The organism is Xanthomonas sp. DAR 80977 (genome assembly GCF_041240605.1).
GTDB lineage: Bacteria > Pseudomonadota > Gammaproteobacteria > Xanthomonadales > Xanthomonadaceae > Xanthomonas_A > Xanthomonas_A bundabergensis.
The window spans coordinates 5,018,204-5,030,033 of the sequence record NZ_CP162487.1; the positions used below are offsets into that span (position 1 = coordinate 5,018,204).

General features: G+C 65.0%; 12 protein-coding genes and 1 pseudogene. 3 read left to right on the forward strand and 10 right to left on the reverse strand.

What is annotated here, in order from left to right:
• Positions 1–7 precede the first annotated feature (7 nt).
• Complete coding sequence (locus tag AB3X10_RS21385; protein WP_369977397.1) at positions 8–430, forward strand: hypothetical protein; 423 nt, start codon at positions 8–10, stop codon at positions 428–430.
• A 129-nt stretch (positions 431–559) separates the two neighbouring features.
• Here the strand turns inward: AB3X10_RS21385 and AB3X10_RS21390 are convergent, their stop codons facing one another.
• Together AB3X10_RS21390 and AB3X10_RS21395 are read right to left on the reverse strand one after the other, a co-directional pair.
• Positions 560–1,291: a hypothetical protein gene (locus tag AB3X10_RS21390; protein WP_369977398.1), complete on the reverse strand. Its 732-nt coding sequence runs from the start codon at positions 1,289–1,291 to the stop codon at positions 560–562.
• 92 nt (positions 1,292–1,383) lie between these two features.
• Complete coding sequence (locus AB3X10_RS21395) at positions 1,384–2,328, reverse strand: hypothetical protein (protein ID WP_369977399.1); 945 nt, start codon at positions 2,326–2,328, stop codon at positions 1,384–1,386.
• 326 nt (positions 2,329–2,654) lie between these two features.
• Between AB3X10_RS21395 and AB3X10_RS21400 the strand changes: the two genes are divergently transcribed.
• The gene (locus AB3X10_RS21400; RefSeq protein WP_369977400.1) at positions 2,655–3,374 is read left to right on the forward strand and encodes a ThuA domain-containing protein; all 720 of its coding nucleotides are present in this window, start codon (positions 2,655–2,657) and stop codon (positions 3,372–3,374) included.
• Positions 3,375–3,747: 373 nt separating this feature from the next.
• Here the strand turns inward: AB3X10_RS21400 and AB3X10_RS21405 are convergent, their stop codons facing one another.
• From AB3X10_RS21405 to AB3X10_RS21425, 5 genes are all read right to left on the reverse strand, one after another.
• Positions 3,748–4,161: a DUF4124 domain-containing protein gene (locus tag AB3X10_RS21405; RefSeq protein WP_369977401.1), complete on the reverse strand. Its 414-nt coding sequence runs from the start codon at positions 4,159–4,161 to the stop codon at positions 3,748–3,750.
• A gap of 70 nt (positions 4,162–4,231) precedes the next feature.
• Entirely contained in the window at positions 4,232–4,840 is a 609-nt protein-coding gene (locus AB3X10_RS21410) for a hypothetical protein (RefSeq protein WP_369977402.1), read from the reverse strand.
• 540 nt (positions 4,841–5,380) lie between these two features.
• Complete coding sequence (locus tag AB3X10_RS21415) at positions 5,381–6,043, reverse strand: CPBP family intramembrane glutamic endopeptidase (protein ID WP_369977403.1); 663 nt, start codon at positions 6,041–6,043, stop codon at positions 5,381–5,383.
• 56 nt (positions 6,044–6,099) lie between these two features.
• The gene (locus AB3X10_RS21420; protein ID WP_369977404.1) at positions 6,100–6,714 is read right to left on the reverse strand and encodes a pyridoxamine 5'-phosphate oxidase family protein; all 615 of its coding nucleotides are present in this window, start codon (positions 6,712–6,714) and stop codon (positions 6,100–6,102) included.
• Between the two features lie 101 nt (positions 6,715–6,815).
• The gene (locus AB3X10_RS21425; protein WP_369977405.1) at positions 6,816–7,736 is read right to left on the reverse strand and encodes a LysR family transcriptional regulator; all 921 of its coding nucleotides are present in this window, start codon (positions 7,734–7,736) and stop codon (positions 6,816–6,818) included.
• Here AB3X10_RS21425 and AB3X10_RS21430 point away from each other — a divergent pair.
• Entirely contained in the window at positions 7,735–8,604 is an 870-nt protein-coding gene (locus AB3X10_RS21430; RefSeq protein WP_369977406.1) for an SDR family NAD(P)-dependent oxidoreductase, read from the forward strand. The two genes, AB3X10_RS21425 and AB3X10_RS21430, sit on opposite strands and share 2 nt — an antisense overlap.
• A gap of 559 nt (positions 8,605–9,163) precedes the next feature.
• On the opposite strand, the gene AB3X10_RS21435 is transcribed toward AB3X10_RS21430, so the two are convergent.
• From AB3X10_RS21435 to AB3X10_RS21445, 3 genes and pseudogenes are all read right to left on the reverse strand, one after another.
• The gene (locus AB3X10_RS21435; protein WP_369977407.1) at positions 9,164–9,601 is read right to left on the reverse strand and encodes a hypothetical protein; all 438 of its coding nucleotides are present in this window, start codon (positions 9,599–9,601) and stop codon (positions 9,164–9,166) included.
• A 1-nt stretch (position 9,602) separates the two neighbouring features.
• Positions 9,603–11,180 (reverse strand): annotated as a pseudogene (locus AB3X10_RS21440) (RHS repeat domain-containing protein); the annotation flags it as partial.
• 142 nt (positions 11,181–11,322) lie between these two features.
• Complete coding sequence (locus AB3X10_RS21445) at positions 11,323–11,814, reverse strand: hypothetical protein (RefSeq protein WP_369977408.1); 492 nt, start codon at positions 11,812–11,814, stop codon at positions 11,323–11,325.
• Between the last annotated feature and the right edge of the window lie 16 nt (positions 11,815–11,830).

Below are 11,830 nucleotides of genomic sequence, written 5' to 3' on the forward strand. Positions count from 1 at the left end.
CGAGATCGTGTTGTGGAGCGTCTTCGCCGTGGTGATGAGCGCCGTCGTGCTGTTCGGCGTGGCGGCTGTGCGCGTCGCCACCCGCGAGAACCGCATCTACTCCGCCGAAGCCAAGACCTGGCAGCGCCTGATCCACGGCGGCATCGCCACCGAGGCCGAGATCCGCTCGCTCAAGCGTTCCGAGCACGGACTGTCGCGTGGCGGCAGCCAGGGCCAGACCGTGCACGCGGTCGAACTGACCCTCGACGTCTTCGACGGCGCGGGCGGCGTGTCCGCGGCTACGCTGCGCACGCTGATCGACGAAGCGCTGTTGCCGCAGTTCTGCATCGCCGGCACCCGCGTGCATCTCCTGCGCGACCCCGACGACGCCTCGATCCTGGCGGTGGACCGCTCGCGCACGCCGCTGGAGCTCCCGCGCGCTACCGGGTGAAGGCAGCACCCACGCAATCCGCAGGCGCCCCCTGCGCCGCAGCGGGAGCGGTGGCTTCAGCCCCGGCGGCATCCGCGGCCGGGCGCCTCGCCACGGCCTGCCCCGCGTCCGGAGCCGCCCAACCCGCCACTAGGGCTTCGCCGCCTCGCACAGCTTGCGGTTGAACCAGGTGGACTTGGCGATCGGCAGATAGCTGTCCCAATCGCTGGGCGGCAGCATGCTACCGTTCTTGTCCAGCTCCTGCTGCAGCGTGTCCTCGTCGCGGCTGCCGGCGGCGATGGTGGTGTCCAGCACGGCCAGGCACTCCTTCGGGCGGCCCAGGCGCAGCAGGGCGATGGCGCGGTCGTTGGCGAAGCGGTCGCGCTCCAGCCAGTTGAAGAACACGCCGCACTCCTTGGCGAGGGCATCCATCCCGGCGAGCGCGGCCGCATAGCGCTTGCCGCGATAGTCGGCCAGGTAGCCCTCGCGCCGCCGCGCGCTCGCCTTGGCGGTGCAGCCCGCCGGCAACGCCAGGTACTCGCCCTCGAAGCCGGCGCGCATGCCGCAGTAGTCGCGGCAGCTCTCCTCGGTCAACGCCTTCACGTCGAACCCGCCCGCGGTGCGCTTGAACGCCACGCGGCACGGCGTGTCGCTGCCCTCGGTGACCACGCCGGTGTCGCCCTGCAGCGTGCCGGACAGCGCGCAGCTGTGGCCGTTGGCGCCGACCGCTTCGATCTCGAACGGGCGTACGTCGCCCTGGCCGCTGATCCGCAGGCTGCCCCAGCCATCCTTGGTGCCGTACTCGGCAGGCGGCGCCGCCGCGCCGGCAGCGCACGCCACAGCGCACAGCAGCAGCGCGCTCCACTTCCATCGTCCTGACATGGCAGCTCCAAACTCGGCAAGGGAGTGGAATTCTCCCCCAACTGGCGAGCCGCAGACCAGGGGTCGCGGCTCCCGACTCCGCTGGCGCAGGATCACTTCGCGCCAAATGCCCGGGACGCCGCCTTCATGCACTGGTACGCGGCGGCGGGGAATTCCAACGGCTGGCCCTGCGGCAGATCGAGCGCCTGGCGTACCGACTCGGCCTGCTCCCAGACCGCAGCCGAATCGTCATGCGCGTGCACGAGCGCACGCAGCCTGGCGTACAGCGGGCTGCCGCCGCCGGCGGGCGCGACCGCGCAGACCTTCGCGCCAGGCTGCTGCAACGCCTCGCGCACCTCGTCGTCGAAGGATTCCGCCTCGTCCTGCGTATCCTCGTAGGTACTCCATTCGCTCGCATTGCCGGACAGGCGATAGTGCACCTCCTCCGGCGCGAAGAAGAACACCAGCAAGGGCACCTGCGCCTCGGGCCTGGGTGTGTCGCAGCGCTGCTTCGCCGGCGCGAACGGCTGCGGGCTGAGCTGCCCGTCGGCGGCGACCTTCATCACCGTCAGCAGGCAGGCCTGCATGTCGAAGCGCATCGCGACCTCGTAGTCCGCCCCCGCCTCCGGGGTGAACGCGACATCGAAGTCGCTGGCGCAGCGCATGTTCGCCGCCGACTTGATGCCGGCGCGCACCCTGACGGGCTGCCCGGGAATCAGCGCGTATTCGCGGTAGTAGGGCTTGGCCATGAACACCTTGCCCTCTTCCATCGTGCGCACGCCGACCGTCTCCGGCATGCCCAGCGAGATGTTGGGGACCCTCTTGCCGGCCAGGGCGCGGAAGCCGTTCCCGAGCGAACCGGAGACCTCGATCTCCTCTTCGTAGTCGTCCTTGCACACCGCATTGGTGTACAGCGTGAGACCGACGCCGTTCTGCCCGAACACGCGCAGGCGCGCCGGATCGGGGAACTGCGCCGGATCGGGCGCCCCCTGGGCCATGGCATCGAGCGGCAACGCGAGCAAGAGCAGCCAACGCAATCGGTAAGCGGAGATGTTCAACAGAAGTCCCTTTCAGGTGGGGCGATGGACGCGGGTGCACGCGTTATCGGCCACGCGGCCGATGACTGAATGGCGCAAGGCATGCGCCCCCCGACGGCCGCCGCCATGGGTGCGGACCTGGCACCATCGTTCGCAACACGTCGCTCACGCCGGCCACGCGCCAGCGACGCCGATGCGCCGGCCGGTCCCGCGGCCGCGCAAGGACAGCGGCGACGCCCGGCGCCAGCGCATGCCGGCGCGCGATGCACGCAACCGTTGCGGCGGGCGCCAAGCCCGGCGATCACCTCCGCCACCCGCTGGCCCGCCATCCAGGGCAGAATCCCCGCATGCATCCACTCGCCTTCTCGCTCGCCACCATGCTGGCCGGGGTCGCCGCGGCGGCCCCGGTGCCGGAGCGCATGCTGATCTTCAGCAAGACCGCCGGCTTCCGCCACGACTCGATCCCCACCGCGGTGGCGACGCTGCGCCAGCTGGCGGCCGAGGAAGGCCTGGCCGCGGACCACAGCGAAGACGCGAACGACTTCAGCACCGACAACCTGGCCCGCTACCGCGTGGTGGTCTTCGCCAGCACCACCGGCGAGATCCTCGACCCGGCCCAGCAGCGGGCGTTCGAAGGCTTCGTGCGCAACGGCGGCGGCTTCGTTGGCGTGCACTCGGCCGCCGACACCGGCTACGCCTGGCCATGGTACGGACGGCTGGTCGGCGCGTGGTTCCAGGGCCATCCGCCCGGGCTGCAATCCACCCGGGTGCAACCCGAACGCGACGGGCGGCCCGACGGCGCGGCCTGGCCGATCCACGACGAGATCTACAACTACCGCAGCAACCCGCGCGCCCAGGTGCAGGTCATCGCCACCGTGGACGAACGCCTCTACGCCGGCGGCACGATGGGCGCGGACCACCCGATCGCCTGGTGCCACGCTTTCGACGGCGGCCGCGCCTGGTACACCGGCCTCGGCCACGACGCGGCGGTGTATGCCGATCCGGATTTCCTGGCGCAGCTGCGCCAGGGCGTGCGCTATGCGGCCGGCCGCAGCGGGCGGTGCTGAGCGCGGCAACGGCGCCACGGCGATCGTGTCGCCACCGATCCAGGCGATCCAGCGTATCGATGGGTGACCTTGCGACATCACGTCCGCAGTGGCGCAATCGGTACGGTGCAGCCTCGGCTCAAGGCTCCTCCGTTTTATCGAGCGCACACCACTCGAATGGGCGCGGTGTGCGCTGCCCATTCGATACGACACCGAGCATCGGCCCACGCCCACTGGGTGCTGCATGAGGGAACGGCTGCAGGCGATCGTCCACGGGACCGAAGTGCATGCCGCAACGTCGCCGACATCCGTGCCGCGGCCGCTTGCATGAAACGCCGCGCGGCCCATGGCGTTCAACGGCCAGCGACGATGCACGCCGCCGGCCAGTGATGGCCTACTTGCAAGCCTGGGTCACGGCCTTCTCGACCGCCTGGATGAAATCGCGGTCGTTCTTCATGGTGGGGTCGGCGCGGGCGCTGTCGCGCACGTGCCTGGCGCGGGTACAGGCTTCCGGACCCGGCGCGCGCACCGAGCTGATCAGGCTCGCGCCCAAGCTCGGTTCCTGGCCGGCGCCGGCCGGCGCCCGTTGGCCGCCCTGCCCGGCGGCGGGTTCCGAGACGGTGCGCTCGCTGCCGGCACCGGCCGACGGAGCGGAAGCCGCGGTGTCCCAGCGCTTCTGCTCGGTGCCGTTCGCGCAGGGCATCGACTGGTACACCGTGCCGAGCTTGGGATCCTTGCATTTGTAGGCCGACTGCGCCGACGCCGGCAGCGCCAGCACGCACAGCACCGCGGCATAGATCCGGATCATGCTGCCCTCCCCCTGGGGAAAACGCGAGCTTATACGACCGCCGGCGGGCGCGACAGCGCATGCGTCGCACTCACAGCAAGGTGCCATGGTCCTTCGGCGGGGAGGATTTCTGCAGCGAGCCGAGCACCTTGTTGCCGACCGGCTTGGACAGCCGCAGCACCAGCGCTTCGACGTGTTTCGGGTAATCCAGATGCTCTACCGGCGGGATTTCGTAGGCGGACACGAAGCTCACCGCCTGCCAGCGCTGCACCGGCGCCTTGCGTACCGCCTTGGGGAACTCCATGCCGATCCTGCCGCGCAGCTGCTGGTACATTTCCTTCTGGAAATTCGTGCTGGCCTTGCCGATGTACAGCACATTGCACATCGAATCGTAGAACGCATACACGCCGGACGCGTTCTTGTGCGCGCCCAGGGCCGCGGCCAGCACCTTGCTGATCTCCTTGGCCGTGGCGAACGCCACCGGCTTGAACTCGGCCGCCACCCGGAACTCCGGCGCGATCGTGGTCGAGAGCAGCCAACGCACCGTCGCCTTCTGCGGCTTGATCTCGCCGGCGCACCAGCGCGTCACCTGCGTGCGCGAATAGCCGGTGTGCTCGGCGAACCGCTGCGTGTCCCCGTCGAAATACTCGTCCACCAGATGCTCGACCAGCAGCGCTTCGAAGTTCCGTTTCTTGGCCAACGCGCTCTCCCGGCGGCGTGATTGCAGGCAATAAACTAAACGCGATATCCGCGAGGATGCAAGACGGCGTCACCCGGATCGGGTCTTGGGCGAATGCCCGGTCTCGCAGGCAAGCAGCGGAAAACGACGGCGGAGCGTACCCTTCCCCATTGTCCTGCCTGCACGCCATGCGCAGACCATCGGTGCGGACAGGCCCAAGGCCATTGACCGGCCGGGAATCTCGGGAAAGAGATATCTCCCGGCCGGGCGAACCCGGCCCCGCTATCGCCATCTGGCCCCGAAGCCGTCGATGCTCAAGGCATGCCGGGCCGCGCCCGATGCCGTCGTCACCGCATGCTCAGCGATCCATGGCTGGGCTGATCTGTTCAGCATGACGCGTGGCATGGCGATCTCCCGTTGCCGCCGATCCAACATGGGTAAGCGCCGGAGAGCATGGAGCGGAGCGCTTGAATGGCCGTAGACCAATTCTTCCGCTGCGCGGTCGGAACCGATAGTCGGCGCGGCGCATGCAGCGCCATCTTTTTCACCCAACCGGACATGTTATGCATAGGCCACCAGCGCCAGCAGGTCCATCAGGCCATGCGCGACGATGGCAGGCCACAGCCGGCCGGTCCGCGCGAACCACCAGCCGAGTATCAACCCCACGATGACCAGCGAGATCGCGCCGATGGGTCCCTGGTACAGGTGGTACGAGGCGCGGATCGCCACGCTGACGTTCACCGCGAAAGCCGGGCTGTGGCTGCGCTGCAGGACGCGGATCACGTAGGCGCAGACGAACACCTCCTCGAAGATCGGATTGAGCAGCGAGACCGCCACCACCGCCGCCAGCGACAGCTTCCCGGCCACCATGGCATCCATCGAAGGATTCACCGCCTCGGCCATGTCCGCGCGCAGCCAGTTCAGGGGATAGCAGGCCACGATGCACGCGACCAGCAAGCCGATCGCCGGTCGGATGTCGCGCTGCTGCCACTGCAGCCCCAAGGCCTGCGGCGTCCACCCACGGAACCACAGCACCGGGACGAGCAACGCCAGGACCAGCAGCTCGTAGAGGACCATGCCCCACAGGCTCGCCTCGGAAAACGACGGCTCGACCGTGGGCGCCAGCACGGCCGAGAAACTCCAGTAGATGGGCAGTCCGAGTGCGATCGCGACGACGGCCAGCAGTTCGCCCCATCCTGCAGATATCGTGTCGCGTCCTTGCATCGATCCCCTTTATCGTCCGGTTGTCCGCCGCCCAGGCGGCTGGCGCGGCTGGTGCGCTAGTACAGCATGTCCCGCGTGCGTTTTGGCAACTCGCGGTCGTAGGCGGCGGCATCGAAATCGCCGTCGGCCAAATGCGCGTGCATGGTGCCGGCGCTGGGCAACTGCTCGCGCGGCACGTGCCGCGCCGGATCCCACAGGGCCGAGCGCACGATCGCCTTGGAGCAATGGAAATAGGCCGCATCGATGTGCACCACGATCACGCTGCGCGGCTGCCTGCCGCGGATCTCGAAGCGGGCCAGCAAGGCCGGATCGACACTGATCTCGGCATGCCCGTTCACGCGCAGGCTCTCGCCGATGCCGGGCACCAGGAACAGCAGCGACACGCGCGGATCGTGCAGCAGGTTGCGCAGGTTGTCGACGCGGTTGTTGCCCGGCCGGTCCGGCACCGCCAGGGTGCGCGCGTCCAGGATCTGCACGAAGCCGGCAGGGTCGCCCTTGGGCGAGCAGTCCAGGCCGTCGTCCCCGGCCGACGCCAGCACCACGAATGGCGAGGCGCGCACGAACGCCTGGTAGTCGGCGTTCAGATGATCGATCTCCTTGCGCACCGAGCGCTCGGCGGGCTGACCGTACAGCGCTTCGAGTGCCTCGATGGTGGCGATGCGATGGTGCATGGCGGTGTCCTGTACGTGTCCGTGGTGCGCGGTGTGGCGGTGGCGATCCATGAGCCGCACGCCTATCGACGGTGCGTCCCTTTCCATTCTGGGCGGCGGCGCTACCCGGGCGCCATGCGCTTGCGGCATTCGGTCAGCACCAGCGTGCGCAACCAGCGATGCGCCGGATCGCGGTCCGCGCGCGGATGCCACATCAACGACACGGTGATGGGGTCGGTGGCCACCGGAAGCTCGAACACATGGTCGAGCTGGCGCACCGCCTCGGGCTGCGCCGCCACGAACGACGCCGGCACCAGCGCCACCAGGTCCGACCCGCGCGCCACCGCCAGCGCCGCGGAGAAGCTGGGCACCACCGTCGCCACCACCCGCTCCAGGCCTTGCCGGCGCAACGCATCGTCCACCGGACCGTGCGCCCTGCCCTGGCGCGAGGCGACGACATGGCCGAACGCGGCATAGCGTTGCGCGGTCACCTCCGGCTCCAGCGCGAGCGGATGTCCCTGCCTGACCGCGCCGACGAAGCGGTCGCGATACAGCGCCTGCACCCGCACCTCGGGTCCCATCGCATTCAACACGCCGATTTCAAGATCGGCCAAGCCCTCGCGCAGCGGCGCGGCGGTCTTCTGCGCCTTCGACGCGAAATGCAGGCGCACGCGCGGCGCGGCCATGGAGACCGCGTTGACCAGCATGGCGGCGAATGCTTCCACGAACGCGTCGTTGGCGCGCACGGTGAACGTCCGCTCCAGCGCCGACAGCTCCAGTTCGGCCGGCGACGGGCGCAGCACGGCGCGTGCGGCGTCCACCGCGGCGCGGGTGCGCTCGCGGATCTGCGCCGCATACGGCGTCAACACCATGTTGCCGCCCGCCCTGACCAACAGCGCATCGCCGGTGGATGCGCGCAGCCGTGTCAGCGTGCGGCTCATCGCCGATGCGCTCAACCCCAACCGCCGCGCGGCGCCGGCCACGCTGGCCTCCGCCAGCAGCGCGTCCAGCGCGATCAACAGGTTCAAATCCGGTTCCGACATGTCCCATCCAGAGCGTGACCGGCGACATACAGGCGTTCGACGCAATCACGAACTGCATTCCACGCGCGTTCCGCTCGCCCGCATGTGCCATTACCTTTCGCACACCGACCGGTTGGCCGGCATCCACGATGCCGCGCAACCCGGCCCCTACGAGGCTCGATCCATGACACACATCCCTCCGCAGAAAACCGTCCTGCTCCTCGGCGCATCGCGCGGGCTGGGCCTGGCGATGGCCGAAGGCTACCTGAAACGCCACTGGCGCGTCATCGCCACCGAGCGCGCCGGCGCGCCAAGCAAGCTGCACAGGCTCGCGCAGGCCTACCCCGGCACACTGCACATCGAATCCGTCGATATCACTCTCCCGGAACAAGTGGCGGCGCTGCGCCAACGCCTGCACGGCAAAAAATTGGACTTGTTGTTCGTCAACGCCGGGGTCAAGAACGACGACCGCGAGACCATCGCCGACGTCTCCACGGACGAGTTCATCCGCGTCATGGTCACCAACGCCCTGAGCCCCATGCGCGTCATCGAGACCTTCGTGGACCTGGTGCGCCCCACCGGCACCATCGGCGCGATGTCGTCGGGGCAAGGCAGCATCGGCAACAACACCAACGGCCAGTACGAGGTGTACCGCGGCAGCAAGGCCGCGCTCAACATGTTCATGCGCAGCTTCGCCGCCCGTCACCGCGACGACCCGCGCACCTTGCTGCTGATGGCCCCCGGCTGGGTACAGACCGACATGGGCGGCCCCGAGGCGCGCCTGACCATCGAGGAAAGCATCCCGAAGCTGCTGGACACCATCGAGGCGTCCGCGGGGCGCGGGGGTCTGAATTACTTGGATTACCTGGGCAGGGTGGTGCCTTGGTAAGGTCATAGCGATGCCCCGGGAAGCGCATGCAGAACACAAACGCCTTGGCGTCGTGATCTGCATCCTGGTCCGGGGCGTATTGCCGGACACTTCGCCCTTGATGTCCTATTTTTCCAGATCAAGATGCCGGCTTCAGCATAAACGACCCGGCCTCCTGTTACTTTTCCAAATCACCGGCAATGATTCTTTCCAGTTCCACAATTGCCGGGAAGAAATGTCACCTTGAGGCTCTCGTAGGCTTCCCTGTCTTGGCCGTCGCCCTTCTCGGCAGCCAACTTACCCCAGCGTAATGCCTCGGGGCCGTTGTTGTGCAGGACACAATCCAAATAGTAGTCTCGCATCCCTCTTACTGCCGATAGCTCCCCGCTTTCAGCCTTCGCACGACTGGAGTCAATATCAAACGCCTTACAGCTTTCTTCCCCTGACACGGGGGATGCAGCTGCCTTGTGATCGCTCTTGCCACAACAGGCTAGAAGAGCTGCGCAAGCAACTACTCCTACAATCAAATTCGCAACACGGTTGCGCAAAACCGGGAACTCCACTGACGGAAAAGCCGAGACTAGAGCCAATTACTTTCCTGTGGTGGATTTTCCGTTATTTTCATAAGCTCATCTCGGTTCTTTGTGTACTTAATTGTTGCAAAGGTCTCCATGTAGGTCATACTTCTCGCACCAGATGACGCAAAAAAAACAAAGAAATTATCCCGATTGGTTTTTATCCCAATCTTCCCCAAGAAAAAACGCACATTAATTACCTGGGATATCTTTGCTTCAGGACTGGCTAAGATAACTGTCTTCCGCGCACAATTCCTGAAGAATGTATCAAATGTGTCGCGCGGCTTAACGAGGGTATCGTTTACCTTAAAAACCTCCTTCCCCTTAACCACATCAAGCTCAACCACAACCAGATCCCTGCTATCGCATGAACTAGCGGCAAAAGCGGAAGATATATTAAAAAATCCAAAAATCACCACTGCGAAAATCGAAATATTTTTCATTTTATTCACCCGTGTATCGCAAAACAGTCATATTCTCAGGGTCAGGGAAGACATCAATCCCAACTGGCCCCACGTAGACCTCATGCGCCCCCAGCGTCGATATGCCGCCATTTATACCTGGGACCACTATCGCTGTATGCCCCGTCGAACTGAGACCAATGTTTCTATAAGCTGCAATGTCGCCGGGCATTCTCTCTTCATACTTTCCAAGCCGCCGCCAATTGGCGATATTTCCCTGTGCAAGTTCAGCAGCAGTTGCACAGCGTTCAACAGGACTCCCATTTTTACCTTTCACAGAAACCATGGTTGAAGCCCCAGCAGAAGAAACCGCATCACAAACAAAGGAGGAACATTTCCAAGACCCGGCGGGATATTGGGAGGACCTGGCTTGATAGAAGCCATATGCAGTTGACCCAACCTTTTGCATTGCCCAGCTGGATATTTCTCCACGCTTTTGCAAATTGGCCGGACTTCCCTCCACTAAACCTAACGAATCAATCTTCCAGAGAGGAACACCCCCTGCATAGGAGAAGGTATTAGCTCCTCCCATCAAACCGATGGGGTCACTCTGTCCATATCGGCCAGCGCTGGCATCATAGTCCCGGAAATAGTTCTGGTTAAGCCCTGTCGCACTGTCATAGCGCTGCCCCGGGAAGCGCATCCCGAACACGAACGCGGTGCCGTCGCGATCCGCGTCCTGGTCCGGCGGCGTGTTGCCAAAGGCCTCGCCCTTGATGTCCCAGGTCCAGATCGCCACGTCGCGCGCCGGGTCGATGACCGTCCGCGGTGCGCCGAGGTGGTCCGGCTGGATGTAGTTCAACGTGGTGCCAGCCAGCACGCCCACCGGCAGGTCGTCGAGCCAGATCGCCTGCTGGAGCGCCTTGCCGTTGCTGTCGTAGTCGCCCAGCCAGTGCCCGGCTTCGTCGTAGACGGTGTAGGTATTGGTCGTGCCCAGGAAGCGGCGCACCTGTTCGCCGCGGTCGTTGTAGCGATACTCCATCGCCAGCGTGCCGCTGCGCTTGGCCTGGCTCAGGCGTCCGGTCGCGTCGTAGGCGAACTCGCGGGCCGTGCCGTCGATGGCCGTGGTGTTGCCCGCCGCGTCGTAGCTGCGCGCGGCGCCGGCCACGCTCGCCAGGCGATGGCTGTCGGCCGGGTAACTGTAGGTCTGGGCGCTGCCGTTGACCTGGGCGCTGAGCCGGTTGCCGGTGGCGTCGTAGCTGTAGCCGTCGATCACCGTGCCGGTCGGGCCGTCCTTGAACGCGGTTAGCCGGTCCAGGTTGTCATAGCCCAGGCTCACGACCGGCGCGGTGTTGCCCGGCGCGGTCAGCGCGGTGAGGTTGCCGACCGGATCGAAGGCGAAGCCAATATTGAGGCCGTCGCTGCGGCTGTCCTGGATCGCCTGCGGGCGGTAGTCCTGGTCGAGCACGCGCTGCAGCGGCCGGCCGTTGCCGTAGGACCAGCCGGCGCTGGGGCCGAACGGGTAGTAGGTCGCAGCGCCGAGCAGCTTCTGCCGCGTGCCGCCTGCGACCGTGACGCCGACGTCCGTCGCCTGCCCCAGCGCGTTGCGCACGCAATCTACGGATACTTCCTACACCGCTTTACACGGCCCTGTTTTCGCCAGCGTTGTAGCGGCATTGCATCAATAGCGTGCCGGAATGCCCAACCCAGCTCAGGCAGGCGTTTAATCGCTGATCACATAGCCTGCATTCTTTGTGCATAGCTTACTTGGCACTCCCTTCAAGAATACGAGACAGGCAGGAGCCGTCGCTGTAGCACACATCATTTATTCTCCAACCGGAACCCAATTTGACCACAGAGTAATCGATTGAAATCACCTCATGAGTCTCCGGATACTTAAATGTTACTTTTACTTTATTTTTATTTACACGCCCTACTTTCAGATCATAAATTGCAGGATCTTGTGATGCATATATCGGATCAAAATCGAGATTACAAACCTCACCTTTAGACCTACATTTATTGTCTTTGTCAATCAGGCTGGCGATATGAGGATCAAAGAAATTTTCCAAGGTGGATTTTTCCTCAGAAGAAATTTCATTCCCTTTCCATTGACCTCCAATGACCGCCACCCAAGCATAGTCATGATAAAGATTTAAAATCAGTTGCTGCGCCTCAACCTCGTCCGGAGCAGCTTTTACCGCTTGGGAACCCATGGACAGCAGTGCCACGCAGGCAATTAGCTTAACTTTCATAAAAATCAACCATAGG